This window comes from Paraburkholderia sp. SECH2, assembly GCF_030464795.1.
GTDB classification, from domain to species: domain Bacteria; phylum Pseudomonadota; class Gammaproteobacteria; order Burkholderiales; family Burkholderiaceae; genus Paraburkholderia; species Paraburkholderia aspalathi.
Window position 1 is genome coordinate 509473 of record NZ_JALPRH010000002.1, and the last position, 25875, is coordinate 535347.

General features: G+C 61.8%; 23 protein-coding genes and 1 tRNA gene. 14 read left to right on the forward strand and 10 right to left on the reverse strand.

Annotated features, from left to right (window positions below; genetic code table 11):
* Positions 1–88: 88 nt before the first annotated feature.
* Positions 89–781 (reverse strand): hypothetical protein, encoded by a 693-nt coding sequence (locus tag M0D66_RS06755; RefSeq protein WP_143131759.1) that lies wholly within the window; start codon positions 779–781, stop codon positions 89–91.
* Positions 782–1348: 567 nt separating this feature from the next.
* On the opposite strand from M0D66_RS06755, the gene M0D66_RS06760 reads away from it, so the two are divergent.
* The 5 genes from M0D66_RS06760 to M0D66_RS06780 all read left to right on the forward strand — a co-directional run bounded on the left by M0D66_RS06760 (position 1349) and on the right by M0D66_RS06780 (position 5230).
* Positions 1349–2083 carry a hypothetical protein gene (locus M0D66_RS06760; protein WP_093640427.1) on the forward strand — a complete coding sequence of 245 codons (735 nt, stop codon included), beginning with the start codon at positions 1349–1351 and terminating at the stop codon, positions 2081–2083.
* A 102-nt stretch (positions 2084–2185) separates the two neighbouring features.
* Positions 2186–2590 carry a hypothetical protein gene (locus tag M0D66_RS06765; RefSeq protein WP_200618384.1) on the forward strand — a complete coding sequence of 135 codons (405 nt, stop codon included), beginning with the start codon at positions 2186–2188 and terminating at the stop codon, positions 2588–2590.
* Positions 2591–2637: 47 nt separating this feature from the next.
* On the forward strand, positions 2638–3396 hold the full coding sequence (locus tag M0D66_RS06770; protein WP_266210386.1) for a TraB/GumN family protein: 759 nt from the start codon (positions 2638–2640) through the stop codon (positions 3394–3396).
* A gap of 202 nt (positions 3397–3598) precedes the next feature.
* Positions 3599–4579: a sensor domain-containing diguanylate cyclase gene (locus M0D66_RS06775; RefSeq protein ID WP_266210388.1), complete on the forward strand. Its 981-nt coding sequence runs from the start codon at positions 3599–3601 to the stop codon at positions 4577–4579.
* A gap of 156 nt (positions 4580–4735) precedes the next feature.
* Entirely contained in the window at positions 4736–5230 is a 495-nt protein-coding gene (locus M0D66_RS06780; protein ID WP_093640413.1) for a GNAT family N-acetyltransferase, read from the forward strand.
* Positions 5231–5309: 79 nt separating this feature from the next.
* Here the strand turns inward: M0D66_RS06780 and M0D66_RS06785 are convergent, their stop codons facing one another.
* Genes M0D66_RS06785 through M0D66_RS06795 form a run of 3 tightly spaced genes read right to left on the reverse strand, consistent with a single transcriptional unit; the run spans position 5310 to position 7253 of the window.
* Entirely contained in the window at positions 5310–6194 is an 885-nt protein-coding gene (locus M0D66_RS06785) for a cytochrome c oxidase assembly protein (RefSeq protein ID WP_093640410.1), read from the reverse strand.
* Between the two features lie 9 nt (positions 6195–6203).
* A complete protein-coding gene (locus M0D66_RS06790) occupies positions 6204–6665 on the reverse strand; it encodes a copper chaperone PCu(A)C (RefSeq protein WP_054036246.1) in 462 nt (153 codons plus the stop codon).
* A gap of 18 nt (positions 6666–6683) precedes the next feature.
* Complete coding sequence (locus tag M0D66_RS06795) at positions 6684–7253, reverse strand: SCO family protein (RefSeq protein ID WP_236077936.1); 570 nt, start codon at positions 7251–7253, stop codon at positions 6684–6686.
* A 474-nt stretch (positions 7254–7727) separates the two neighbouring features.
* Here M0D66_RS06795 and otsB point away from each other — a divergent pair, with 474 nt between their 5' ends.
* A complete protein-coding gene (gene otsB, locus M0D66_RS06800; protein ID WP_200653102.1) occupies positions 7728–8477 on the forward strand; it encodes a trehalose-phosphatase in 750 nt (249 codons plus the stop codon).
* A 67-nt stretch (positions 8478–8544) separates the two neighbouring features.
* Complete coding sequence (gene otsA / locus M0D66_RS06805; RefSeq protein ID WP_200618390.1) at positions 8545–10005, forward strand: alpha,alpha-trehalose-phosphate synthase (UDP-forming); 1461 nt, start codon at positions 8545–8547, stop codon at positions 10003–10005.
* A 115-nt stretch (positions 10006–10120) separates the two neighbouring features.
* On the opposite strand, the gene M0D66_RS06810 is transcribed toward otsA, so the two are convergent.
* Positions 10121–11956, reverse strand: a complete 1836-nt coding sequence (locus tag M0D66_RS06810) for an ABC transporter ATP-binding protein (protein WP_093640662.1) — start codon at positions 11954–11956, stop codon at positions 10121–10123.
* Positions 11957–12648: 692 nt separating this feature from the next.
* On the opposite strand from M0D66_RS06810, the gene M0D66_RS06815 reads away from it, so the two are divergent.
* From M0D66_RS06815 to M0D66_RS06825, 3 genes are all read left to right on the forward strand, one after another.
* On the forward strand, positions 12649–13713 hold the full coding sequence (locus M0D66_RS06815) for a glycosyltransferase family 4 protein (protein ID WP_200653103.1): 1065 nt from the start codon (positions 12649–12651) through the stop codon (positions 13711–13713).
* A 268-nt stretch (positions 13714–13981) separates the two neighbouring features.
* A complete protein-coding gene (locus tag M0D66_RS06820) occupies positions 13982–14836 on the forward strand; it encodes a hypothetical protein (RefSeq protein ID WP_093640656.1) in 855 nt (284 codons plus the stop codon).
* Between the two features lie 158 nt (positions 14837–14994).
* Complete coding sequence (locus M0D66_RS06825) at positions 14995–15459, forward strand: DUF2214 family protein (protein WP_093640397.1); 465 nt, start codon at positions 14995–14997, stop codon at positions 15457–15459.
* Between the two features lie 81 nt (positions 15460–15540).
* Here M0D66_RS06825 and M0D66_RS06830 read toward each other — a convergent pair whose 3' ends face one another.
* The 5 genes from M0D66_RS06830 to M0D66_RS06850 all read right to left on the reverse strand — a co-directional run bounded on the left by M0D66_RS06830 (position 15541) and on the right by M0D66_RS06850 (position 20140).
* Positions 15541–17418, reverse strand: coding sequence for an ABC transporter ATP-binding protein (locus tag M0D66_RS06830; protein ID WP_266210401.1), 1878 nt, complete (start codon positions 17416–17418; stop codon positions 15541–15543).
* 469 nt (positions 17419–17887) lie between these two features.
* A tRNA-Val gene (locus tag M0D66_RS06835) sits at positions 17888–17962 on the reverse strand.
* A gap of 48 nt (positions 17963–18010) precedes the next feature.
* Positions 18011–18751: a DNA polymerase III subunit epsilon gene (gene dnaQ / locus M0D66_RS06840; RefSeq protein ID WP_266210403.1), complete on the reverse strand. Its 741-nt coding sequence runs from the start codon at positions 18749–18751 to the stop codon at positions 18011–18013.
* Between the two features lie 82 nt (positions 18752–18833).
* Positions 18834–19280, reverse strand: a complete 447-nt coding sequence (gene rnhA, locus M0D66_RS06845) for a ribonuclease HI (RefSeq protein ID WP_266210405.1) — start codon at positions 19278–19280, stop codon at positions 18834–18836.
* Complete coding sequence (locus M0D66_RS06850) at positions 19277–20140, reverse strand: class I SAM-dependent methyltransferase (protein WP_093640385.1); 864 nt, start codon at positions 20138–20140, stop codon at positions 19277–19279. The genes rnhA and M0D66_RS06850 overlap by 4 nt, the downstream gene beginning before the upstream one ends.
* 19 nt (positions 20141–20159) lie before the next feature.
* Between M0D66_RS06850 and gloB the strand changes: the two genes are divergently transcribed.
* From gloB to carA, 4 genes are all read left to right on the forward strand, one after another.
* Positions 20160–20951 (forward strand): hydroxyacylglutathione hydrolase, encoded by a 792-nt coding sequence (gloB, locus tag M0D66_RS06855; protein WP_266210406.1) that lies wholly within the window; start codon positions 20160–20162, stop codon positions 20949–20951.
* Positions 20952–21108: 157 nt separating this feature from the next.
* The gene (locus M0D66_RS06860; protein WP_266210407.1) at positions 21109–22803 is read left to right on the forward strand and encodes a transglycosylase SLT domain-containing protein; all 1695 of its coding nucleotides are present in this window, start codon (positions 21109–21111) and stop codon (positions 22801–22803) included.
* Between the two features lie 201 nt (positions 22804–23004).
* Positions 23005–24246, forward strand: coding sequence for a nitrate/nitrite transporter (locus tag M0D66_RS06865; protein WP_200653107.1), 1242 nt, complete (start codon positions 23005–23007; stop codon positions 24244–24246).
* A 430-nt stretch (positions 24247–24676) separates the two neighbouring features.
* A complete protein-coding gene (gene carA / locus M0D66_RS06870) occupies positions 24677–25831 on the forward strand; it encodes a glutamine-hydrolyzing carbamoyl-phosphate synthase small subunit (RefSeq protein WP_054036255.1) in 1155 nt (384 codons plus the stop codon).
* Positions 25832–25875: the final 44 nt, after the last annotated feature.

The following is a 25875-nucleotide window of genomic DNA, read 5'->3' on the forward strand; positions in this document are numbered from 1 at the left end:
TGTCGCCGAAATCAACCTGGCGCGTTTCGGTGTCCGGCATCAGCGCTTACCGTGTTGCACCACGCAGCCGAACAACCGCTACTTCAAATCAAATGGGATGATTCAGATCGGCCGCGAGCTGGGATGCGATGTTGTTCGCCCCTTCCGTCAAACCCTGCTTGATGTCGGTAGCAGACACATTCAACTTCGCGTAGTTGAACGTTTTCCGGTATATGGCATTACCGGAATTGAGCGGGTCGGAATCGTTCGGTTTATTCCTGAACTGCCGCAAGTTGTCGGACTTCGGATACATCACGACATTAGCGGACACATAAAGGTTTCCAGACTGCAACTGGTAGCCGACATCGACGAACATGACTGCGCTTGCTGAAGCATTGTCAAAGACGATTCTTTTCTGCGTGCTCGAGTTGACAGTCTCGACATTGAGCGGCGCTGCAAACTTGATGGTCTCGAGCGAGCCGACTGCGTCGTTGGACGCCTGCTTCATGACGGCGCGGAAGTCATAATCGTGCAGTTGCTCAAACATCGGAGCGGCGGCGCTTTCCGCCGAGGATCGGCGGGCCGCATCGATGCCCGCTACAATCAGCGCGCCGAGCAGGCCTGCGCCACCGGCGTTGGTCGGCGTTACTGTCACCAACAAGCTATTCTGGGGAATGAATAGCGCACCGGCTACCGGCCCAAGTTCATGCTGCTCCTGCTTCGTTACCGACATGGGCGGCGTCGTCGCGCATCCCGCCAACGCTGCGATAGACAGCAATAAAAAGAGGTTTCTCAGGTTCATTTAGGGGATCAGCTTCCGAGTTAGCGTGTAATTAAGATTTCAGCGCTCGTAAGCCATATGGCCTTCCCACCCGTCGTTTCGGCGAAGTCCTGCGGTATCGCAGAAAGTCGAATAGAGGAAGTCAAATGGATCGTGCGTCTGCGATATTCTTAACGACAGATCCGCGGTTAACTTTAGCGCACGGTGACATTAAAGCGTCGTCGAAGACGGGCTGCATTCAGCGAGGGGTCGTTCTCGAATCGTGCGGTCTGTATTCACGAAGAGGGCAGTGACTCAATACAAGCAAGCCTGAGAGGTCCATGCCATCGCGACTGTTATCGGTTAGCCGTGACCGGTCATCTGTGTCTTTCATTTTTGTTGTTTTGTCTTTCAATTTTATTCCAGGTTTTTTTAGAGTCCGGAATAAAGCATTGATCGCTGGCGGTTCGACGCCGATCATGTAAAGTAGCTCAGGCTGCTTCGCATATTCGGAAACATCGTTAGAGATACGATGCAATGGTTCTAGATGTTTCCAGGTCGCGAAAGCACGGGGCAGGGCAAACCCGCTGTTAATACAACATACGACCAATGAAAAAAAACATAACCGCTGCTGTGCTGTTTACCATTGGGTTGCCACTGCTGGCGATCGCGCAATCGGCACCGCCTCCCGACATTAAAGGCGGGGATTCGTGGACCTACGTCAACACCTTTGAGAAAACGCCTTCAATATGGCGCCAGACGCACGACGAAGTGACGGTCCTGCGCGCAACCCCTGCCCACATTTATTACACCTCGAAGCAGGCGGGCTCGACCCAGGTGCCGAACGAAGTGATAGCAGGCGCCGACTGGAGCCGCGAGCGCAACGTGAATGGCGCGGAGGTGGTCGTCAATCGGCCGTTCGTTTTCCCGCTATCGCCGGGCAAAACCTGGAACCTCGAATATACGGAACAGCATCCGAACAAGACCTTCGCTTCGCAAAAGTGGAGCAGCCAGTATCGGGTGGTGGATACTGAAACCGTCGAGGTACCGGCAGGAAAATTCCAGGCGATTAAAGTCGAAGCGGAAGGCGAATGGGTTGCGCAACTCGAGCCGACTCAGACCGTTACTCAAGCCGTGCAGACGCAGCAAGGCGACACCGCCATGATCACTCACGCACAGAAAACCGGCCCCGTTCAGGTGACCGGACGCACTTATAAAGCGTTCTGGTATGTGCCTGAGATTGGCCGCTGGGTAAAGTCAGTGGAAGAATATTACGGCAGTAATGGTGTGCGAAACGAGCGCTATACAGGCGAACTGGAGTCGTTCAAAAGAGGCACGGAATGATTCGAATGTTGACGATTAAACTGTCCGCTTTTGCTGCGTAAAAGAAAAAGCCCCGTACGCCGGGGCTTTTTTAATCCTTTCTGAATGCAAAACGGATAAGACATGCGTATCGCAAACTCCGTACGCCGCTCCTTCTATTTGCGCCTGATCTACGCGCTGTGTCTCTGCGGCGCCACCTGGACGCATCTGCAGGTGGCTTTGATCCACGGGCTCGGGTGGGACTACGGCGGCGCGGCGCCGCTGACACAAATCTACTGGACGTCGCTGCTCTTCATCGATCCGCTAACGGTTCTGCTATTGCTGTTGAGTCCGAGAGCAGGGCTGATCCTCTGCGTCGCTGTCATCTTCACGGACGTGGTGCACAATTCATGGTTCGCGTTGCACTATCCGATCCGCTTGGACCTGTACGTTTCGCAGATCGCTTTCCTGCTGTTCGTCGCGTTCACGGTGCGGACCGCATGGCGAGGGGCCGCGAGTCGGGCCGCCGCCCCGCGCGCCGCTGATTGAATTGCCCGATTGCCGCTTTGCGCAATTGCCCGTCTACACGAGGCTGCATGTACCTACAACTCACCGGCACCAACGTCCGTCTGCTCGGCTCGATGCATCTGTTTCCAGCGACGAGCCGCAGAACGCCGCCATGGATCGCCGAAGCGTATGACTGGGCCGAATCGCTGGTATTCGAATCCGATCCGCCGACGATCCTGCCGTTTCTCAAGGCGCCCCCGCAGGGCGGTGCCGATCAGCTGCGGCCTTTGCTCTCCGCCGATGCCTGGAATCAGCTCCAGGCTGTGTGGCCCGTCGAGGGCCCGTTGGCGCCGCTCGTCGAGCTACGTCCTTGGGCCGCGCTGATCGTCGCGCCGACGCTGTTCCAGCAGGTCGTCGAAGGTGTCGAGCCGCGCATGCTGCGCTCGGCGCTCACGCAAGCCAAACCGTACCAGTATCTCGAGACCGCGCAGGACGTGGCGGCATCGCTCGAATCGATTTCACTTGAAGCAGTTGGCACTGCGCTCGGCATGCTGATGTCCGATCTCGACGAACCGCAGCGCACGCTCGAGCGGATGCACGCCGCGTGGTTGCATGGCGATCTGGAAGCCGTGCACCAGATCGCTGTCGAGTCGCCGATGTTCAACCTGCCCGGCATCCGCCACGCCATTCTCGATGCGCGCAATCGCGCGTGGGCGGCGCGCGTGACGGCGCTGCTCGGGCGGCCGGAGCGCACGCTGGTGGTGGTGGGCGCGCTGCATCTGTGTGGGCCCGGTAACCTGATCGACTGTCTCGCACAGCCCGTCGAGCCGGTTTTCTTAAGCTGCTAGCGGATTTGCCGCCGGGCGGCAGCGCCGGCGCAATTCACCGTCAATACCGTGATAGCGGGGCCGGGTAGGACCCAGGTAGGGCCCGGATTAGGGCGCAATCAGGCGGAACTCCGGCAGCCGGGCTCAATCCGACGGTATGGATGCCGCTATACACTATGTGCCTGCGACGCCGGTCAACCTCCATGGCTTTACGGAATACGACATGCATGTCCCACTGACGCCCGTTAATGAAAGCGCCCGCCTCGACACACTGCGTGCGCTGAACATCCTGGATACCTTGCCCGAAGAGCGTTTCGACAGGCTGACGCGTCTCGCCAAACGGCTATTCGGCGTGCCGATCGCGCTCGTGAGCATCGTCGATGCAGACCGGCAGTGGTTTAAGTCGTGCGTCGGCTTGAGCGCGAGCGAGACTTCTCGCGACGTGTCGTTCTGTGCACACGCAATTCTCGGCGACGAAATCCTGATGATCCCCGACACGCTGGCCGACGAGCGTTTCCACGATAACCCGCTCGTCACGAACAATCCGAATATCCGTTTCTATGCCGGCTGTCCCCTTACGGTTCCGAACGGCAGCAAGCTCGGCACGCTTTGTCTCATCGACGTAAAGCCACGCGGGCTCGACGAGGAAGAGCGCGAGTTGTTGCGCGATCTGGCGCGTATGGCTGAACAGGAACTGATGGCGGTGCAACTGGCCACACTCGACGACCTGACGTTGTTGTCGAACCGCCGCGGTTTCGAAGCGCTCGCACAACATGCGTTGAATGTCTGCAAGCGGATGGACAAACCGGCGTCGCTGCTGTTTTTCGATCTGAACGATTTCAAGCTGATTAACGATACCCACGGCCACGCGGAAGGCGACCGCGCATTGAAGACCTTCGCCGAGGTGTTGCGCTCTGCGCTGCGCGAAAGCGATGTGATCGGGCGGCTCGGCGGCGACGAGTTCGTCGCGCTTCTGACCGACTCGGACAGCGCGGAGACGCTGGAGGTCACGCAACGTCTCACGAAACTGCTGGACGAGCGCAATGCAGAGGCACAGCGTGGTTATCAGATCCGCTATAGCGTCGGCCAGATTCAGTACGATCCTGAGCGGCATGCGTCAATCGCCGAATTGCTCGCGGCGGCCGATGCGGCGATGTATAGCCACAAACAGGCGTCGAAAGCGCGGGCGGCGCGCGGCGGTTGAGCGCGGCCGAATGAAGCGTGCGTGCGGGTGGGGCGTCGGTCGTGGGTCGCAGCTGAACTCGCCAGGATCTGCGCGGCATAGTCTAAGATCCCCACGCGCGGCATAATTTCGCATTGCCGCCACCCCTGCTGGCGCACCTCTCTTTGAAGCCTTCCCATGACTGAACCGCAGCAAACTGCCAGCACGCGACTGGCGCAACTCGAATGGCGCTGGAAAGCGTTCGAAGACCTCACGGCCGCGGAAGTTTACGCGATGCTGGCCGCGCGCAGCGCGGTGTTCGTCATCGAGCAGAACTGCTTGTATGGCGATATCGACGGGCTCGATTCAGATGCCTGGCACCTGTTTGCCTTTGGCCCCGGTGAAAAGAAGCCGGCGCTCGCGGGCTATCTGCGCGTGCTGTTGCCGGACGCCGACGACACCGATATCCGCATTGGCCGCGTACTGACCACGGCGGAATTCCGCGGCATCGGCGTCGGCAACGCGATGCTCGAACGCTCGCTCGCGCATATCCGCGCGCAGTGGCCGGGTACGCCGATCCGTTTGCATGCGCAGGCGCATCTGCAAGGCTTTTACGGGGCATTCGGCTTTACGCCGGTGTCGGAGATTCACGAAGAGGACGGCATCCCGCACGTGTGGATGCGTTCGGCCTGAAAAGCCAGGGCGCAACCGGACTCGGCGTTCGCGCGCCGACCGGCTTCAACCGCCGCGACTTCAATCGATTCGAGAATGCTTAGCGCTGGCTGCTCGCAGGCGCTGACGCGGGCTGCGTCAAACCGTGCGTCGCCTTGACGCGCCGCTCGCTGCGCAGCCGTCCGCGTGCCGACAAGCGCATCCAGTGACGCAACGCCAACAGCGCGCCGATCACGCTCATCATCGAGCCCGGAATCCACAGCAACAGCCCGCCGATTTGCTGATCGCGCATCGGGCTCAGCCACGTGAAGGCGCGGCCGCAAATCGAGTAGATCGGATACAGTTCGCGCGGCGTAAAGAAGATAAACGCGCCGAGCATGATCTGCGGCGGAATCGCAGCAATCACCACCAGTACGCGCTTGCCGGGCGACAAACGCGCCGGCGGCGCCGGGCGCGGATCGAGCACGAGCCACCAGAACAGCAGCCCGTCGATCACCATGCTCCAGTTCATCACGCGATAAAGCCGCCAGTCGAGCATCGCCATGAAATGAATTGGCGACATCAGCCAGAAGTAGATCAAGCCGACGAACAACGTGACGGCGACCACCGGATGCATCACCACGTCGAGCAGCTTGCGTACTACCGGCGTCTCCAGCGCAGGCCGCACGAAGCGTTGCCGCCAGCTGAATGGAATGCCCGCGCGCAACGCGGCGCCCGGATAGGAGAGGGCGATAAAGAACGGCCCGAGGTGATGCAGCACCAGATGCTGCGCGCGATGCATGAAGAACTCATGCTCGAAGAAATAATCGAGCCGCGTATGCAGCGCGACGTACAACGCCACCAGCCCGAACCAGAAGGAAATGCGCCGGCGAATCGACACCTTCGCCTTGTGCGCACCGCGCACGAAAAGAATCGCCGGCACCAGCAAGGCGATGATGACGGTCGGCGAAAACTCCCAGGGGTCGAGCCAGTAGAGCAGGTTCATCGCGAGGCGTTACTTGGTCTGGGCGGGCGACTTGACGGCGAACGGTGTATCGAGCGTTTCGCCGTCGGAGAACTTCAGCGTCAGATGCACGGTGTCGCCCGGCGCGACCTTGTGCTTCGCGTCTTCGAGCATCACGTGATAGCCGCCCGGCGCAATCGCCACCTGGCCGTGTGCGGGCACCGTCAGCTTGTCGACCATCACCATCTTTTGCGTCGAGCCGTTCGATACGGTTTGATGCAGCATCGCGTCGCCGTAATCGTTGCTGGAAATATCGACGAGGTCGACCGGCTTGTCGCTCGCGTTCACCAGCGTCACGTAGCCGGCGGCGGGGAGATTGTTCGGCAGCCAGCGCACCCACGCGTCCTTGACGCTGATCGCGTTCGCACCGGCGGCATGCGCGGCCGATGCGAAACCGAATGAGAGGGCGAGGGTGCAGCTCAGTGCGGCGAACGTTTTGATCTTGATCGACATGGGTGAACTCGAGAAAGGTCAGGAACGGTCATCAACGATGCGGCGCAGGTCTTGTGCGATCGCATCGGGCGTATCGTGATCGGTGGCGAGCAGGCGCGCGTGGCCTTGCGGGTCGAACACGTAGACGGCCGAGCTATGGGTGACTTCGTAGTTGCCGTTGGGGTCGCGCTTTTCCATCTGATAGGCGACCCGGTACCGCTTGGCGAGCGACTCGATCTGCCAGTCGGTGCCGGTCAGGCCTTCGGCGTGCTGCGAGTCGAAGGCGCCGACGTAGTCATGCAGCGCTTTGGGCGTGTCGCGCGCCGGATCAACCGTGATGAACAGGATGCGCACTTTTTGCGCGTCAGGGCCGAGTTTGCCGAGTACCTGCATCAGGCGGCCCATCGTTTCTGGGCAGACGTCCGGACAATGCGTATAACCAAAGTAGACGAGCGACGTGCGGCCTTTGAACGAATCACCGGTTACGGCGCGGCCGTCGTCGCCAGTTAGCGTGAAGTCGAGATCCGGCAAGTGGCCGGTCACGTTGGTCAACTGGAACGGTTCGGTGGGATGCGTGCAGCCGGTTAGCGCAGCGAGGGCGCCCACCATCGCGGTCAACGCGACCAGGCGCCCGGGCCACGGCCGGCGTGGCGTTAAGCGGTTCGACTGTTGGTGGCGGGGCGAGAGGATGGGGAACAAAGCAGGGTTCAATGACTCGATTGAAGAGCGGCGCGTGACGCTGCCCGTGAACGGACTCGGTTGATTCGTGCCAGGCGTGCGGCCTGTCATGGTGTGCGAATAGGGTCGTCGCTGCAATGGTCTGCGTGGCAGCGACTGTATCGCAAAATCTTCGATGACGTCGTGCAGCGCCCGCGGGCGCGCGGTTTGCGAGGCAATTTGACGCAGGCGACTGAAAGCTCGCTGAAGCCCGATTGTTCTCTTTTTGAACGCAATCGTGAGCGGCGTCGGCTGCGCCGGCCTGCCAGGCTTGTGTCCCGGCTTACTTTCTCGAAAAATTGACGGATGCGCGGTAAGATGCGCACACTTTTCCGGCCGCAGAAGGCTGAAAGGCAAAATTAACCGATGCAAGCACTTCCGGCTGTTCTGTCTCCTGGTGAGACGGCATTTTTCTTCGACTTCGACGGCACGCTCGTCGAACTTGCGCCCACGCCGGACGGCGTGCTGGTGCAACCGCGCGTGATCGGGCTGCTGACCGAGTTGCGCAGTCTCACGAACGGCGCGGTCGCGATCGTGTCGGGCCGCGGCATCGACAGCATCGACAGTTTTCTCGGCATGCCCGATCTGCCGATCGCGGGTCTCCATGGCGCCGAGCGGCGCGACGCGAACGGCGACACACAGCGCATCGGTTTTCACGACGAGCGCCTGTTGCGTATGGAGCAGGTGCTCGCGCAGGTCGTCAACGAACATCCCGGCATGCTGCTCGAGATCAAAGGGGCGGCGCTCGCGCTGCACTACCGCAACGCGCCCGACCGCGAGCCGGTGGCGCGCGAGGCGACCGAGCGGCTGGTGGCCGATTATCCCGGTTCGTATGTGTTGCAGCCGGGCAAGATGGTCTACGAAATCAAGCCGAAGGACGTCGACAAGGGCCGCGCGATGCGCGCGTTCCTGGAAGAGCCGCCGTTCGTGGGGCGCACGCCGGTGTTTGCCGGCGACGATCTGACCGACGAGAAAGGCTTTGCCGTCGTCAACGAGCGCGGTGGCCTGTCGATCAAAGTAGGCGCGGGCGACACGATGGCGCATACGCGAATCGAGTCGGTCACGGCGCTGCTCGACTGGCTGGAATCGATTGTCGCGGCCGCGCGCGGAGCGTGATCTTGACACCGCCCGTGGCGCCTCATCCCCTAACGACTATGACTTACTGCATCGGGAATCGCGCTTCATGAGCCGACTGATCATCGTATCGAACCGGGTTGCGCCGATCTCGGAGGGCGGCCCAGCGGCGGGCGGCCTGGCAGTCGGCGTGTACGACGCGCTGAAAGAAACCGGCGGCATGTGGTTCGGCTGGAGCGGCGATGTGCTGAGCTCGGGCCAGCCGCAGATCAAAGTGGAAGAGCGTGGGCCGGTGACCTTCGCGACCATCGCGCTGATGCGCCGCGACTACGACCAGTACTACCGCGGTTTCTCGAACGCCACGCTGTGGCCCGCGTTCCACTATCGCGCCGATCTGCTGCAGTACGACCGGCACGATTTCGAAGGCTATTGCCGCGTCAACGCGTGGCTCGCCCAGCAACTGGTCCCGCTATTGCGCGAAGACGACGTGATCTGGGTCCACGACTATCACCTGATTCCGTTCGCCCAGGCGTTGCGTGCGGCCGGCGTGAAGAATCGCATCGGCTTCTTTCTGCATATTCCGTTTCCGGCATCGCAGGTATTGCTGGCCGTGCCGCCGCATCGCGAGCTGGTCGAAGCGCTGTGCTCGTTCGATCTGCTCGGTTTCCAGACCGCGCCGGATTTGCGGGCGTTCTGCGACTACATCATCAATGAGGCGAACGGCACGGTCGACATATCCGCCAGCGGCCCGCTCACGGTCCATGCGTTCGGCCGCACCTTGCGCGCGGCGGCGTATCCGATCGGCGTCTATCCGGACGAAATCGCCGAGCTCGCGAAGGCGGGCGAGCGCGGCAAGCCGGTTCGCACGATGAAGACGGCACTGCATTCGCGCAAGCTGATCATGAGCGTGGACCGCCTCGATTATTCGAAGGGGCTGGTCGAACGTTTCCGCGCGTTCGAGCGCTTGCTGGAACATTTCACCGCGCAACGCAACCAGGTGTCGTTCCTGCAAATCGCACCGCCGACGCGGGCCGACATGAACGCGTATCAGGACATCCGCCTGCAACTCGAAGGGGAGTCGGGGCGCATCAATGGCCGTTTTGCCGAACTGGACTGGACACCAATCCTGTACATCCATAAGCAGTACGAGCGCTCGGTGCTGGCTGCGCTATTTCGTACCGCGCATGTCGGCTACGTCACGCCGTTGCGCGACGGCATGAACCTCGTCGCCAAGGAGTACGTGTCGGCGCAGGATCCGGACAATCCGGGCGTGCTCGTGCTGTCACGCTTTGCCGGCGCCGCGCAGGAACTGGATGGTGCGCTGATCGTGAATCCGGTCGACATTGACGGCATGGCCGAGGCGCTGGCGCGAGCGCTGGAGATGCCGCTTGTGGAGCGTCAGGCGCGTCATCGCGACATGATGGTGCAGCTGCGCGAGAACAACGTATCGGTGTGGCGCGACAACTTCATGCGCGATCTTCAGCGCGTCGATGGTGCGAAAAGCACCAGAACCGTGAAGGTGCGTGCCGGATCGGGCAAGAAGACGGCGCGCGAAACCACGGTCGGATAGGTGGTTTCGAGGCCAATTAGAATTGCCTCTGGAAAACAAAAAAGCCGCTAGGAAGCGGCTTTTTTGTTTGTTGCTGCTGCGATTCTCGCTGAAGCAGCAGAAGGCGGTGTGTTGACTAGACCACGTGCTGTTCATCCACCTTCTTGCCGCCGACATGCAGCGTGGTGCCCTTGCCGTACTGCTTCGAGAGCAGATCGCGATACAGGCCCGGCCGCTGGCGCAACTCTTCCGGACTGCCGTCGTCGATAACCTTGCCCTGGCTCATCACGATGATCCGGTCGAAGTTATTCAGCGTCGACAACCGGTGCGCGATCGCGATCACCGTGCGGCCCACCATCAAGCGGTCGAGCGCCTTCTGAATCGCTTCTTCCGATGCGCTGTCGAGCGCCGAGGTGGCTTCGTCGAGCAGCAGGATCGGTGCGTTCTTCAAGATCGCGCGCGCAATCGCGATGCGCTGGCGCTGTCCGCCGGAGAGCTTGACGCCGCGGTCGCCGACGATCGTGTCGAATCCTTCCGGCATGGCTTCGATGAAATCGCTGCAGCGGGCTTCGCGCGCGGCAGCGACCACTTCTTCCCGGGTCGCCTCAGGGCGGCCGTAGGCGATGTTTTCATACACCGTGCGATGGAACAGGGAAATATCCTGCGGCACCAGTGCGATTGCGTGGCGCAGGCTGTCCTGGGTAATCGCGGCGATGTCCTGTCCGTCGATCTTGATGGCGCCGCCCTGCGTCTCGTAGAAGCGTTGCAGCAGCGCCAGCACGGTGGATTTGCCCGCGCCCGACTTGCCGATCAGGCCGACCCGCTGGCCCGGCTCGATATGCAGATCGAAGTGATCGAGAATCGGCCGGCGGCGCGGGTAGGCGAACGTCACGGCTTCGAAATCGACCCGGCCGCCTTGCGGCACGAGTTCGGTAGCGCCATCGCGGTCCGGCATGCCGTGCGGCTCGAGCAGGGTGCGAACGGCTTCCGCGAGCCGCGCGACGTGCTGCGTGACGTCGACCAGCGCCACGGCCAGATCACGCGTGCCGTGCAGAATCGTGAAGCCGAGCGAGCTGACCAGCACGATGTCGCCGGAGGTCGCCTTCCCTTGATCCCACAGCCACAGCGCCCAGCCCAGCAAGCCGGCTGAGAGCAGCGCCGTGATCACCGCATGCAGCAGGCGCAGCTTTTCCAGATACAGCAGGCTCTGCTGGCGCGCTTCCATCTCCGCTTTGACGGTCGCGCCGAAACGCTGCTGCTCGCGAAACGTCATGCCGAAGGCCCGCACGAGGCCCATGTTGCTGATCACGTCGACCAGCTCACCGTCCACCGACGCTGCTTTGGTGGCGAAATGGTGATGCCGCGCCGAGCCACGCCCGGCAAGTTTGTAGAGCACGACCGACAGAATGGCCGAGCACAGCATCAGGCCGCCGGCCATCAGCGGATTCACGGCGGTGATCATGACGATCGCGCCGAGCACGGCAATACACGGCGGCAGCACGTTCCAGGCGGTGGTGTTCTCGGCCGTGTAGACCGCGTTCGAGGTTGCCGTGATGCGGCTCGCCAGCATGCCCGGCTGTTTCTCCGAGTAGTAAGTCGGCGAGTGGCCGCTCAGATACTGGAAGAGGTCGCGCCGCAGGTCGCCGGTCACGGCTACGAAGGTATGCGCGGCCACCCATCCGCCGACCCGCCACAGCAGGTTGTCGGCGGCGATCAAACCAACCAGGATGGCGAACGCGCCCCACAGCGGACCGGGATGATGCCGGCCTTCGCCGAGCACATCGATCAGATGCTTGATCGCGTATTGCGAAGCGAGCGCACAGCCCACGGCCGCGAACACGCTGCACAGGACGATCGCATGCGCGAGCGGATGGCGGCGAATAAAGCGGAAAAGAAACGCAAGCGGCCTGTGCGCATAGCTCGCAAGCTTTGCGTTCTGGGCGTTACGCTGGGCGATGGTTAAGTGTTCCAATTGATCGTGAGGTCGGTGTGTTTCAGGTTGTGCATGCAAGGCATGGGCCACAGCAAAAGCGTTCGCCGCGAAGCCGATGCTTCGCATTGTAAACATGCAAAAGCGATTGCGCCCTGTGTATCCGGGCGATGGCGCGACTGATTTCGCGATAGACGACCGCGACCTACTGTTGCTCGACCCGCCGATCGGGCGGTGGTTCACGCAGGCTGCGGAATATTTCGGGATATAATTACAAATTGCATTCAACTGCGGTGCGGCATTTCTTCAATGCCTGCCGGCAAAGTTGACTCAGGACCTTACAGCTGCCGTATTCGGGTCAGCGTTGCAAGCCAGTTGCTACTGTAGAACTGTCTTATAAAACAAGGGTTTGTAAAGTGTTTCGCCTTTGTAACAACGTAAAGACTTTGAAATGTTGTGGTGCAGCGAGATCCCCGGCATTGATAATGCATGCTCTGCTAGCCCACCGAAATATCTGACAGTTTGTCAACGTAGGTGTCATGTGTGCGTTTACCGGCACATGCGCAGACAGCAAACTGCTGATCTGGGCTCACTACCCAAGCGATCCATCGCAGGATTTCTCGAAAGAATCAGGCCCGCGCCGGCATATCCGGCCAGACTGCCCTGGCGAGCAAGCGAATCGCTTTTACCAAACGCAGTACTTTTGCCTGATTTTTTACGAGGAGTTCTTCATTATGCGAATCGCTCAAATCGCTCCCTTGCACGAGGCGGTTCCTCCCAAGCTTTACGGCGGGACGGAACGCGTGGTGTCCTACCTGACCGAAGCGCTGGTTGAACAGGGCCATGACGTCACGCTTTTCGCAAGCGGCGATTCGCAAACCTCGGCGAAGCTCGAAGCGTTCTGGCCGCAGGCATTGCGCCTCGACCCGACCATCCGCGACGTGATGGCGCCGCACATGCTGCTGCTCGAAGAAGTGCGCCGCCGTGCGGACGAATTCGACGTGCTGCATTTCCACATCGACTACTACCCGTTCTCGCTGTTCGCCCGCCAGCCGGTGCCGTTCCTGACCACACTGCACGGCCGTCTCGATCTGCCGGAACTGCAGCCGATCTTCAACACGTTCAACGACGTGCCGGTGGTGTCGATTTCGGACAACCAGCGCATCCCGCTGCAACAGGCGAACTGGCTGCAAACCGTTTATCACGGCCTGCCGGAAAACGTGCTCACGCCGATCAAGGACGTCGAGCCGGGCTACCTCGCATTCCTTGGCCGTGTCTCGCCGGAGAAGGGTCTCGACCGTGCGATCCGCATCGCCGGCCAGGCAGGCATGAAGCTCAAGGTCGCCGCCAAGATCGACAAGGCCGATCGTGCCTATTACGAAGAAGTGATCAAGCCGCTGATGGCGCTCCCGCACGTCGAATACATTGGCGAAATCGGCGAAAGCGAAAAGCGTGAGTTCCTCGGCAACGCGCATGCACTGGTGTTCCCGATCGACTGGCCGGAGCCCTTCGGTCTGGTGATGATCGAAGCAATGGCTTGCGGTACGCCGGTGATCGCGTTCAACCGTGGTTCGGTGCCGGAAGTGATCGAAAACGGCGTGTCGGGTTTTGTCGTCGAAGACGAAATCAGTGCGGTCGCCGCAGTGAAGCGTCTGCACACGCTGCCGCGCACCAAGGTGCGTGCCGCATTCGAATCGCGCTTCTCGTCGAAAGTGATGGCGCAGAACTACGTCGCCGCCTACGAAGAGTTGCTGCGTCAGAAGCATCGCACGGTGCTGCGCGAAGTTAACGCCAGCTGAGCGCCAGCTAAGTACGGTACGTAAAAGCAGCCAGACCGGCTGGCCGGGCGCGCACTTTCGGCGCCCGGTGATCGATGGTCCGGCTGCCCCAGCAACGCCCCGCGTGCATCTCGCCTGCGGGGCGTTGTTGCATGCGCGCCGAGATTTTGCGCGTATGCGGCAGAAAGTACGGTTTTGGGACCGGCAAGCATGAGCCTGTCTCGGTAATATCCCTATAATGGCCCTGCCGCAAATCTGGCTGCGGCGCCGTCGACGACAGGAGGATGCTTTGGCGAGAACGAAAGAGACGCGTGCGAACGCGGCGCCCGGCGCCGGAATGATTTTCGCGCTGCGCGCCATCGGTCTCGTGCTCCTCACTCGCTGGCTTTTTTCGATGGCGCAGATGGACCTGGGCGCGTCGTTGTCGGCGATGGTGTCTTCGCCGTGGGCGTGCATCAACCTGGTGTTCCTGTTCCTGCTGATCTTCCTGCCGGGCGCCCGCGCCGTGGCTGAGCGTCCGTTGCATCCGCTGCCGCAATGGTTGCGGCAGGCAGTGCGCCTGTTTGCTTTCCTCGGATTCCTGTTTGCTGTCTGGTCGGTCGGCGCGTTTGCGGCGAGCGCCGGTTGGCGGCGCGCCGCGCAGGCGGTGGCGGCTACCAACGGCTGGCTGTTGGCGGCACCGGCGTTGTACGCGGCGGTCGTGTGGATTTGCCGGCCGCGCGCGCTGTGGCGAACCAATATCGCCGCGCGACGCTTTGCGATCGGCCGCTATGCGGTCGCGCTCGATCCGGCCACACGCACGGTGGTCGTCTGGGCCGAGCGTCGCAAGGTAGGGCAGTACGACGCCCGCGAATTGTCCGTGCGCTGGGCGGCGGCCCCTGGCATGAGCGCGCCGTCGGCGCCTGCTCCTGCGGTGGCGTTCGGTGTTGCCGGCGAGGCGGGTGGACCTGCGGCGCCGCTCGGTTCGGTCGGCGCGCCTGCGCTGGTGCGCGGCGGCTTCGGCCGACGTCCGAAAATCGAATTGCTGTGGGATTCGCCGGCTGCGGCGGGCCACAACCGGCAAACCGTGTTCCGCACCGCGCTGACTACCGAGGGCGATCGGGTCGCCGCGCGAGCGCTCGACACATCGTTGCGGCAAGTCTGAAACTGTCGCTTCGTTCGGTCAGCTACAACGCGCGGGTGAAGCAGACGTCGTAAAGTGCGGTAGTCGATAATAAGACATGTAAGAAAAAGTGCCGCCCGGCGTTTCGGCGGGCGAGTGAGAGATACATCGATCGTATTGCGTCGTTTGCAGGAGTCGCTATGCTGGTTCGCTGGTTGCTTGCCGCCCTTCATCTACTTGCTTATGGCTTTGCCCTCGCGTCGATTCTCCGGCGCACCTGGTCACTTCGGCGAGCCAGCGTGCCTGCTGCGCTGCGATCCGTATTCCGCTCCGACTCGCGCTGGGGTCTTTCGGCTTTGGTGCTGATCGTCACCGGTCTGATGCGCGCCTTCGGCGGTTTCGAAAAGGGCGCCGACTATTACCTGCATGAACCGCTCTTTCACTTGAAGATGACGCTGCTCGTGCTGATCCTCATTCTCGAAGTCCCGACGATGCTCGGCCTGATGCGCTGGCGCGCCAGCATCAGAAAAGGCGCCACGCCTGATTTGCGAAAGGCGCGTACGTATGCGCGTTTCAGTGTGATCCAGACCGTGCTGCTGGTGTTGATGGTGTTCGCGGCGACCGGCATGGCGCGCGGCATCGGGCTGCCTGCGGGCGTGGTGTAGGCGTGCGTTAGGGGGCGAGCGCCTGCAGAAAGCGCCTGTTACGGCGGCTTCTGCAGGACGTCCCGCATGCTTTTTCTTAATTTACTTCTCGACGAGCAAGTCCGAATCATCGAGTCGATTCGCTTTCGCGGCATTGGTCTTGTGCGCGACCTCCGAATCGCCCAGGCCCTTGATCAACTCCAGCGCCTGACGTTCGAACAAGCGCCTGTACAAGCCGTTCTCGAGTCTGATCAACGCCTCGTGACTGCCTTCCTCGATGACCTTGCCCTTGTCCAGCACCAGCAGTCTGTCCAGCGCTCGCACGGTGGAGAGGCGGTGCGCCACCACCAGCGTCGTGCGGCCCATCATCAGCCGTTCCATGGCCTGCTGGATCAGCACTTCGCTTTCGCTATCGAGGCTCGAAGTCGCTTCGTCCAGAATCAGGATCGGCGCGTCCGCGAGAAACGCCCGCGCGATCGCGACGCGCTGACGTTCGCCACCCGAGAGCTTGATGCCGCGTTCGCCCACCAGCGTGTCGTAGCCTTGAGGCAGCGCCGAGATAAAGCCGTGCGCACTCGCGAGCTTCGCGGCGCGTTCGATCTCGGCACGGCTCGCGTCGGGCCGTGCATAGGCGATGTTCTCCGCCAGCGAGCGGTGAAACAGCACCGGCTCCTGCTGAACGATCGCGATCTGGCTGCGCAACGACGCCTGCTGCACACGGGCAATATCCTGACCGTCGATCGTGATCCGGCCTTCTGAAATGTCGTAGAGCCGCTGGATCAGCTTGATGAAAGTCGTCTTCCCCGAACCCGAATGTCCGACCAGTCCGACGCGTTCTCCTGGCGCGATGCGCACGGAGAAGTTGTCGTAGAGCGGCGTGGCCTTCGCACCGTAGTGGAAGGTAACGTGCTCGAAGCGAATTTCGCCTTTGCCGATCGCGATCGGGCCTGCGCCGGGACGGTCTTCGATACCCAGCGGCTGGCTCTCCAGCGACACCAGTTCTTCCATGTCGTTGACCGAACGCTGCAGGTTGCGGATGTGCATGCCCACGTCGCGCAGATAGCCTTGCAGCATGAAGAACATCGTCAGCGCGAAGGTGATGTCGCCGACACTCGCCTCGCCGCGCACCCACAACAGCAACGCGACGCCGAGAATGGCGGCCTGAATCGCCACCAGCATGCTGCCTTGTACGCCGCCGTTGATCGTGCCGCGAATCCACGTGCGGCGCGTGCGATGACGCCACTTGACGATCACGCGCTCGAGCAGGGCTTCTTCGCGATCTTCGGCGCCGAACGCTTTCACCACGCCGTTGCAACTGACCGCGTCGGCGAGGGCGCCACCCATGCGTGTGTCCCACGCGTTAGCGAGGCGCGCGGCGGGCGCAACGAAGCCGAGCGACAGCGCCACGGTCACCGCGATATAGAGCACCGAACCGATACCGACAACCGCGCCCATCATCGGCCAGCGCCAGCCGAGCAGCACCGTTGCGCCGACCAGCATGACCAGCGACGGCAGCAACGCGACCAGCAACGTGTCGTTGAGCAGGTCGAGTGCCCACATGCCGCGCGTGATCTTGCGCACGGTGGATCCGGCGAAGCTGTTGGCATGCCAGTCTGTCGAAAAACGCTGCACGCGATGAAAGGCGTTGCCGGCGATCTCGCTCATCATCTTGAGCGTCAGCCTGATGAGGTTGAAGAACACGCCTTGACGAAGCAGCTCGGCGCCGAGCCCGAGCGCACCCAGCACGCAGAAGGCCGTGATCGCCGCGTGCCACGCGACGGCGTTACTGGCGGAGCCGGATGCGATCGCGTCGACGAGCCGTCCGGCGAACATCGGCGTGAGTACGTCGGCCAATGCCGAGAGCAGCACCAACGCCGCAGTGACGAAGATGCGCCAGGGCTGTTTGGCCCAGTGACGGAAGGTAAAGCCGAGGACGTCCTTGAAGGCTTGTCCACGAAAGTCGAGTTTTTTTCTAGTCATTTGCCACGACCCGGTGGCGCGTGAGCGCACCGAGGTTCCAGTCAAGAAGCGAAAGGAAGAGACAGTCAAGCGAGCCGCGCTGTGTTGACAGCAATGCCGGCAATGGGACTACGGACTGTCTGGGAATTGCGCGGAACGCCTGATCAGGCAGCACCGCGTGAGCGACAACGCGACAAACTTAAAGTCGCGAGAATGGTCGTGAGGCCATCCCAGGGAGAGCGATATGCACTGCGAACATGTGACGCCTCCCTGTAGTCGAATGAAGTGAAGGAATGGACGGGGCAAGTGCCCGAAAACTGACTATATCAGCAGTATTTGGCCGCCGCAATCGTACGGAAGTTCGGTGTTGACTTCGAAGCAGAGCGGGCGCAGATGCCTACCAACGTACGCGCACTTGAATCAAAAACAAAAAAGCCCTCGACTTTCGTCTAAGGGCTTTCTCTTGTGGTTCTTCGGGAACCAGCGAATCTGGTGGGTGGTACAGGGATTGAACCTGTGACCCCTGCCGTGTGAAGGCAGTGCTCTACCGCTGAGCTAACCACCCGAAGAGAGCCGAATTATGTCAGGGATTTTTCGACTCGTCTAGTACTTTTTAAGCGGTTTGCTCATCCGCGGCCGCAGCCGGAGCCGGTTCGAGACGCCACACGCTCGTGCCTTTGACCGCTTTGTCGAGACCGTCGAGCACGGCCTGATGTTCGGCGACTTCGTCGTCGCTCGCGGCGATCACGACCAGATTCAGCGAATCGATCGCGATGCGCGGTGCACTCGCATCGCCGCCGCCGTGCGAATCGCCGAGCATGTCGATGACGAGGCTCTCCTGGCCGCGCGTCATCGCCAGATAAACCTCGGCAAGCAGTTCCGAGTCGAGCAGTGCGCCGTGCAAGGTGCGGTGTGCGTTGCTGATGCCGAAGCGGTCGCACAGCGCGTCGAGCGAATTGCGCTTGCCCGGGAACATCTGCTTGGCGCGCGCGAGCGTATCGATGATCTCGCCGCAGTAGGTTTTCACCGGCGGCAAACCTAGCAACGCAAATTCGGCATCGAGAAAGCCGATGTCGAACGGCGCGTTGTGAATGATCAGTTCCGCGTCCTGAATGAAGTCGCGAATCTGGTCGGCGATCTCGGCGAACTTCGGCTTGTCGCTCAGGAACTCGGTGGTCAGCCCGTGGACCGCCAAAGCGCCCGGATCGCTTTCGCGTTCCGGGTTGATATAGAAATGCAGGTTGTTGCCCGTGAGCCGGCGGTTCACCATTTCGACGCAACCGAGTTCAAGGATCCGGTCGCCGGTTCGTGCATTCAGGCCGGTGGTTTCGGTATCGAGGATGATTTGACGCATGTCGGATTAGCCTGCTCTAAAAAAAATCAGCAAAAAAAGAAGGGCGCGCGAGTGATTGTTGCAGCGGGCGTCATGGCACGCGTCACATTTCCGCGAGTGACGCGACGCCGCGATTGGCCAGTTGATCCGCGCGTTCGTTTTCCGGGTGGCCATTGTGACCGCGCACCCAGCGCCATTCAATTTCGTGCTGCGCGACGAGCGCATCGAGCCGCTTCCAGAGATCGGCATTCTTCACCGGTTGCTTCGCGGCGGTGATCCAGCCTTTTTTCTTCCAGCCGTGAATCCATTCGCTGATGCCTTTCTGCACGTACTGCGAGTCGGTGTGCACGACGGCCTTGCAGGGACGCTTGAGCGCTTCGAGCGCGGCGATCACGCCCATCAGTTCCATACGATTGTTAGTGGTGTTGGGCTCACCGCCGAACAGTTCTTTTTCCTGGTCGCCGAAGCGCAGCAGCGCGCCCCAGCCGCCGGGGCCGGGGTTGCCCTTGCAGGCGCCGTCGGTGTAAATATCGATGATGTCGGGAGTCATTGAGTGTGGTTGCGTGTGTTCGGAGTGGCGGCGGGCGCGAGGCCCGCGGCGAGGACAGGTTTCTTCACTTTCAGCGGGCCGACGAGGCGCATGCCACGCACGCGCTTGATCGCCTTGATCATGTAGGTGGCGCCGAAAATCGGCCACCAGCGGTCGCCGGCGGCTTCCATGAAGCCATAGCGGGACAGCCATTGTTCGCTGCCGAGCGGCGGACGATAGCAGCCGAAGCGCCCGCGTTCAAGGTCGAAACCCAGCAATTTGATCCAGTCTTTCAGGCGCGTGAAGGCGATCAGGTCGACTGCGGCGGGCACGAACGGCCGGCCGGTCATCTTGCCGACCGATTGGCGCGCGCCCCACAGCGACAGCGAATTGAAGCCGAGAATGATCAACTGTCCTTCGGGCATCAGCACGCGCTCCGCTTCGCGCAGCAGCCGGTGCGGGTCGCTCGTGAATTCCAGCGTATGCGGCATCACGATCAGGTCGACGCTTTGTGCTTCGAACGGCAAGTCGAGCAGATCGCACCAGACCGCGCTGCGCCCAGCGGGCGCAGGCAAACCCGCGGGCAGACCCTGCGCGGCGCTGTTACCCATGTTCTTGCCCGAGCCGTTCCCGGCGCGCCCGAGGCCGCGCGGAAAAGTGTAGGGCGCGCTCGCGCCGCTCGCTGCGTCGAGCACAAGCCCGCGGCACGGCATGCGGTTCTCGCGCAACGCGTCGAGCTGCGGCAGGCCGAGTTGCAGCGCATGGTAACCGAACACGTCGGACACCACGCGATCGAGCTGGGTCTGTTCCCACTCGAGTACGTAGCGCCCTGGCGGCGAATCGGTCCAGGCAGGCCAGTCTATAATTGCTCGATCAGTCATATCAGAGAATGCGTCGCCTATGAATGCGCTCGAGTACGTACCGGTCCCGGCGTTTGAAGACAATTACATCTGGGTCGTTTCCGACGGGCATCATGCGGTGGTCGTCGATCCGGGTGAGGCCGCCCCCGTGCGCGCATATCTGGCGAAACGGGGTTGGCGGCTGAGCGCTATTTTACTCACCCACCATCACCAAGACCATGTCGGTGGGGTGGCCGATCTGCTGAACGGCCAGGCCGTTCCCGTGTACGGCCCCGCTGGCGAGGCGATCCAGCATCTCACGTATCGTCTCAAAAACGGCGATCATGTGACGATTGCGGCCCCCGCGCTCGAATTCAGCGTGCTCGACGTGCCTGGTCACACGAGCGGTCACATCGCCTATTTTCAGGCGGCCGACCCGCGCGGCACGCCGCACGTGTTTTGTGGCGACACGCTGTTCGCATGTGGCTGCGGCCGCTTGTTCGAAGGCACGCCCACGCAGATGCTGGCGTCGCTGGATTCGCTGGCCGCGCTGCCCGGCGCGACCGAGGTTCACTGCGCCCACGAGTACACCTTGTCGAACATCCGCTTCGCGCTCGCCTGCGAACCGGGCAACGCCGAACTGCAAGCCTGGCGCGACACGGCGAGCGAATTGCGCGCTCGCCATGTGCCGACGCTGCCCACTACCATCGCCCACGAACGCGCCGTGAATCCGTTTTTACGCGCCGACAGTCCGGCGATTCGCGCCACCTTGCAGGAGCAGTTGCACGAAAAAGTGTCCGATCGTTTGGCGGCATTTACGCTGATGCGCGAATGGAAAAACCGCTTCCGTTGACCCGTTCAGCATCAGGGTATTGCTCACGCGAAGAATCGCAAAAATTCGCCAAGCCCAAGATTTCCTTGATATTTTTCGTAATTTTCCGATTGACGTAAACGTTGCCGTTTCGTACTATCGGCTGCAAATTCCAGCCCTTGTGGAAGCCGAGACGTTCATGCGATTTATCTTTAGTGCGTTGTTGGTCCTGACACTCGCCGCTTGCGCGAGTCAGGGACCGGCGACGAATAGCCCTACCACCGCAACAAACCTCGCCAGCCAGCAAGCCGTAGCCGACGCCCTTCGCAAGACAGCCACCGCCAAAGAGACGATCAACGTCGATCAAGGCTCGGTCAGTCAACTGACGAGCGCGGACGCCGATTTGTGGGGCCGTATTCGCCGTGGTTTTCAAATGCCGGATCTGCAAACCGACCTCGTCGACATGCAGGTCAACTGGTATGCGCAGCGCCCGGATTACGTGCAGCGCATGACCGAGCGCTCGCAGAAATACCTGTACCACATCGTCGAAGAGCTCGAGGCGCGCAATATGCCGACCGAGCTCGCGTTGCTGCCGTTCATCGAATCCGCGTACAGCCCGCAGGCGTTGTCGGTGGCGAAGGCCGCGGGCATGTGGCAGTTCATGCCGGGCACGGGCCGCACCTACAACCTCAAGCAGAACATGTGGCAGGACGAGCGCCGCGACGTGCTGGCTTCGACTAGCGCCGCGCTCGACTACCTGTCGCGTCTGCATGACATGTTCGGCGACTGGCAACTGGCGCTCGCCGCGTACAACTGGGGTGAGGGTAACGTGCAGCGCGCGATCGCGCGCAACGAAGCGGCGGGTCTGCCCACCGACTACCTCAGCCTGCGCATGCCGAACGAGACGCGCAACTACGTGCCCAAACTGCAGGCGGTGAAGAACATCGTGATGAACCCGCAGATGTACGGGCTCACGCTGCCGTCGATTCCAAATCACCCGTATTTCGTCACGGTCACGACTTCGCACGACATCGACGTGGACATGGCGGCGAAACTCGCCAATCTGTCGCCGGACGAATTCCGCTCGCTGAACCCGTCGTTCAGGAAGCCGGTGATTCTCGGCGCCACGCAGCCGCAAATCCTGCTGCCGTTCGATAACGCCAGCGCCTTCGAACGTAATCTGAAGGCCTATTCCGGCTCGCTGTCGTCCTGGACCACGTACACGGTCACGGAGCGTTCGGCACCGGCGGCTATCGCGCAAAAGATCGGTGTCGACGCCGACACGCTGATGGAAGTGAACAAGATTCCGGCCGGCATGCGTTTGAAACCGGGCTCCACGATCGTGGTGCCGCGTGGTTCGGACGACGACGAAGACATCAGCGCCGACGTCGCGGAAAGCGCCGTGCTCGCCATGGAGCCTGACGTTCCCGACACGCGCAAGATGCTGATCCGCGTGCGTCGCAATCAATCCATGGCCGCGATCGCAGTGCGTTACGGCGTTTCGATCGGTCAATTGAAAGCGTGGAATCGCACGCATCGCGATCAGGTTTCGCGCGGCCAGGTGATCGTGCTGCACGTGCCGGTCGGCAAGGCGATGCCGAGCGAACCGGGTCCCGAGCGCATCGCAACCGACGTGCAGGGCGGCGGCGTCGAGAAGATCGGCACCCGTGTCACAGACACGAAGAACGATTCGCGCTACGATAAGAAGAAGGGTCGTGGCCGTTCCGCCGTGGTGAAGGTATCTGATCCGGTGGTTAAAGCGAGCAAGCCGACAACGTCCGGCGCCACCAAGGGCAAGGTGACGAAGGTGTCGGCTTCCACGTCCAGCAAGGCGTCGAAGGCCGCGGCAGATAGCCGCCAGAAGACCGTGGCCAACGCGAAGAAGGGTAAGTAGACCAAAAAGCGGCTCCACGGTAGTGACCACATGCGTTGCGGGGGCAGCGCATGAATTGCGCTCCGATCACGCACCGTGTTATTCCGACGCCGTCACCTCAGGGTGACGGCGTTTTTCATTCTGCAGATCAAATCAGGCGAATTTCGCTCATTTCATTTATCGTTCGTGCTCAGGCCTTGTCGGCCGCTCTTTTCAAAGCTCATGTCGTCCACCCAGTTGCGCGTTTTCCTCCTGTTTTCTGCCGGTTACTTCGTTTCGTACCTGTTTCGCGGCGTCAATCTGGGCTTTGCGCCCTTCATCACGCACGATCTCGGCTTGTCGGCCACTGATCTCGGTTTGCTGACCAGTCTGTATTTCCTCGGCTTCGCGGGTGCGCAGATTCCGGCGGGTGTGTTGCTCGACCACTTCGGCGCGCGTCGGGTGACGGCGGCCACTCTGCTATTTGCCGCGCTGGGAATCTGGGTGTTCGGCGCGGCGCACGGCGTTGGCGCGATGATGATCGGGCGTCTGCTGATCGGCGTCGGCGTGTCCGTGTGTCTCGGCGCCGCCTTCAAGGCGTTGGCCCAGCATTTCGCGTCGGCACGGTTGCCGCTGATGAACGGGCTGGTGATGGCAATTGGCGGCTTCGGCGGCGTGATGGTCGGCTCGCCACTCACGTGGGTGCTGGGTTTCGCCAGTTGGCGCGCGGTCTGCGTCGGCTTGGGCTTGCTGACGGTTCTTGTGGCGGTCGCGCAGTGGACCCTCGCGCCGGACGCAAAGGAAACACATCACCAGGCAAGTCTCGGCGCCCAGTTCAAGGGCACTTTGCACATCCTGAAGAGCGCGGCGTTCTGGAAGATCGCGTCGTTTTCAGTCGTGACGCAAGGTGTGTTCTACGCGATGCAATCGCTGTGGGTTGGCGCCTGGTTGCGCGACGTGCAGGGCTTCGAGCCGCGAGAAGCTGCCGCGCTGGTATCGATTCTCGGCTTCGCGATGATGGCCGGCTGTGTGGGCTTCGGCGCGGCGGCGCGCAGCCTCGAGCGGCGCGGTATCTCGCTGTACGTGTTTTGCGGCATCGGTATGGCGCTGTTCGTCGTGACCCAGTTGCTGATCATGTTCAATGCGCCGCTGCCCGCGAGCCTCCTGTGGGCCGCGTATGGGATCTTTGGCGGGACCGGGATTCTCAGCTACGCGGTGATGGCGCGGCACTTCCCGGCGCAGATGATCGGCCGGGTGAATACCACCCTGACGCTGATCATTTTTTTGCTGATTTTTGGGTTTCAGATCGGTGTCGGCGCAGTGTTGTCGCACTGGCCGGCCAGTGGCGGACACTATCCGGCCGCCGCACATCTGACCGCCTGGGGCATTCTGATGGCGCTGCAATTGTTAAGCGCGATCTGGTACGTATTGCCCGGCCGCGCAGAGCTTCAGCCGGCGCACGCGCACGCCGAGCGGCAGGTTTAAGGTCGTTATAGAGGGTTCGGCCGGCCGGGTCATATTTACCGGCGCTATCCCGATTCTGGCCCTCGCAAATTTTGTAGGCCGGCTTCTGAGCCATGCGCAGCAAGACTTCGACCCGTTTGGGAGGGCGCGCCGCTCTGCCGGCGCCCCATCTCGGATTTGGAGGGAAGGGTAGTTTCACGCTATAATTTCAAGGTTTGAGCTTATCAACCCGCACCCTAGCGCCTACCTCTCCCATACCGTTCATCCGCCGCGCGCTTTTGACGCCCCGCACCCCAGCCCGAGCCGTCCACACAATGGACCCATCGCGCCCCTTGCGACGTCGCTAGCAGTACGCGAGCGAGTCTGCGCGCGCATCCTTGCCGGTGCGTTTCGCTGCGGCTCGCAGTCGGATAGACAGGTCGGCAACAGGGTGTTCCCCAAGGAGTCTCCCGTGTTGCCGTCATTTTCTCCCGCTTTGCTCGCACTCGCCGACGGCACGGTCTTTCGTGGTTACTCGATCGGCGCCCCCGGGCATACGATCGGCGAAGTCGTGTTCAACACCGCTATCACCGGTTATCAGGAAATCCTGACCGACCCGAGCTACGCGCGCCAGATCGTGACCCTCACGTATCCGCACATCGGTAATGTCGGCGTGAATGCCGAAGACGTCGAAGCCACGAAAGTCCATGCCGCCGGCCTGATCATCCGTGATCTGCCGGTTCTCGCGTCGAACTTCCGCATGGAGCGCACGCTCCCGCAATACCTGAAGGACGAAGGCGTGGTCGCCATCGCCGGTCTCGACACCCGTATGCTGACGCGCGTGCTGCGCGACAAGGGTGCGCAGAACGGCGCCATTCTGGCCGGTTCGGACGACGAAGCGAAGGCAATCGAACTCGCGCGCTCGTTCCCGGGTTTGTCGGGCATGGACCTCGCGAAGGTCGTGTCGACCAAGGAAAGCTACGAATGGACCCAGACCGAATGGCGTCTAGGCACCGGCTACGGCACGCAGAACGCGCCGAAGTACCGCGTGGTCGCGTTCGATTACGGCGTGAAGTACAACATTCTGCGCATGCTGGCTGAGCGCGGCTGCCACGTCACCGTGCTGCCGGCGCAAGCTTCCGCGGCTGATGCGCTCGCGCTCAACCCGGACGGCGTGTTCCTGTCGAACGGCCCCGGCGATCCGGAACCGTGCGACTACGCAATCGCGGCGACCAAAGAGCTGATCGAGCGCGGCATTCCGACGTTCGGCATCTGTCTCGGCCACCAGATCATGGGCCTCGCGCTCGGCGCCAAGACCCTGAAGATGAAGACGGGCCACCACGGCGCGAACCATCCGGTCAAGGATCTCGAAGACGGCCGCGTGGTCATCACGTCGCAGAACCACGGTTTCGCGGTCGACGCCGACACGCTGCCGGCCAACGCCAAGGTCACGCACATCTCGCTGTTCGACGGCACGCTGCAAGGCTTCGCGCTGACCGACAAGCCGGCGTTCTGCTTCCAGGGCCACCCGGAAGCATCGCCCGGTCCGCACGACATCGCCTATCTGTTCGATCGCTTCACCGCGTTGATGGACACGAAGAAGGCCGGCAAGGCGACAGCGGCATAAGCAATAGAGTGTGAGGCGCCCAGGCGGCGCACGGCTTGCGGCGC

What these genes read in the sequence shown, in the direction of transcription:
- M0D66_RS06775 (WP_266210388.1), top strand. Translation starts at nt 3,599, where the DNA reads ATGCATGTCCCACTGACGCCCGTTAATGAAAGCGCCCGCCTCGACACA.
- gloB (WP_266210406.1), top strand. Translation starts at nt 20,160, where the DNA reads ATGAATGCGCTCGAGTACGTACCGGTCCCGGCGTTTGAAGACAATTAC.
- otsB (WP_200653102.1), top strand. Translation starts at nt 7,728, where the DNA reads ATGCAAGCACTTCCGGCTGTTCTGTCTCCTGGTGAGACGGCATTTTTC.
- dnaQ (WP_266210403.1), bottom strand. Translation starts at nt 18,751, where the DNA reads ATGCGTCAAATCATCCTCGATACCGAAACCACCGGCCTGAATGCACGA.
- M0D66_RS06755 (WP_143131759.1), bottom strand. Translation starts at nt 781, where the DNA reads ATGAACCTGAGAAACCTCTTTTTATTGCTGTCTATCGCAGCGTTGGCG.
- otsA (WP_200618390.1), top strand. Translation starts at nt 8,545, where the DNA reads ATGAGCCGACTGATCATCGTATCGAACCGGGTTGCGCCGATCTCGGAG.
- M0D66_RS06815 (WP_200653103.1), top strand. Translation starts at nt 12,649, where the DNA reads ATGCGAATCGCTCAAATCGCTCCCTTGCACGAGGCGGTTCCTCCCAAG.
- rnhA (WP_266210405.1), bottom strand. Translation starts at nt 19,280, where the DNA reads ATGACTCCCGACATCATCGATATTTACACCGACGGCGCCTGCAAGGGC.
- M0D66_RS06780 (WP_093640413.1), top strand. Translation starts at nt 4,736, where the DNA reads ATGACTGAACCGCAGCAAACTGCCAGCACGCGACTGGCGCAACTCGAA.
- M0D66_RS06765 (WP_200618384.1), top strand. Translation starts at nt 2,186, where the DNA reads ATGCGTATCGCAAACTCCGTACGCCGCTCCTTCTATTTGCGCCTGATC.
- M0D66_RS06785 (WP_093640410.1), bottom strand. Translation starts at nt 6,194, where the DNA reads ATGAACCTGCTCTACTGGCTCGACCCCTGGGAGTTTTCGCCGACCGTC.
- M0D66_RS06770 (WP_266210386.1), top strand. Translation starts at nt 2,638, where the DNA reads ATGTACCTACAACTCACCGGCACCAACGTCCGTCTGCTCGGCTCGATG.
- M0D66_RS06830 (WP_266210401.1), bottom strand. Translation starts at nt 17,418, where the DNA reads ATGACTAGAAAAAAACTCGACTTTCGTGGACAAGCCTTCAAGGACGTC.
- M0D66_RS06795 (WP_236077936.1), bottom strand. Translation starts at nt 7,253, where the DNA reads ATGGTGGGCGCCCTCGCTGCGCTAACCGGCTGCACGCATCCCACCGAA.
- M0D66_RS06865 (WP_200653107.1), top strand. Translation starts at nt 23,005, where the DNA reads ATGTCGTCCACCCAGTTGCGCGTTTTCCTCCTGTTTTCTGCCGGTTAC.
- M0D66_RS06850 (WP_093640385.1), bottom strand. Translation starts at nt 20,140, where the DNA reads ATGACTGATCGAGCAATTATAGACTGGCCTGCCTGGACCGATTCGCCG.
- M0D66_RS06825 (WP_093640397.1), top strand. Translation starts at nt 14,995, where the DNA reads ATGCTGGTTCGCTGGTTGCTTGCCGCCCTTCATCTACTTGCTTATGGC.
- M0D66_RS06860 (WP_266210407.1), top strand. Translation starts at nt 21,109, where the DNA reads ATGCGATTTATCTTTAGTGCGTTGTTGGTCCTGACACTCGCCGCTTGC.
- M0D66_RS06790 (WP_054036246.1), bottom strand. Translation starts at nt 6,665, where the DNA reads ATGTCGATCAAGATCAAAACGTTCGCCGCACTGAGCTGCACCCTCGCC.
- M0D66_RS06760 (WP_093640427.1), top strand. Translation starts at nt 1,349, where the DNA reads ATGAAAAAAAACATAACCGCTGCTGTGCTGTTTACCATTGGGTTGCCA.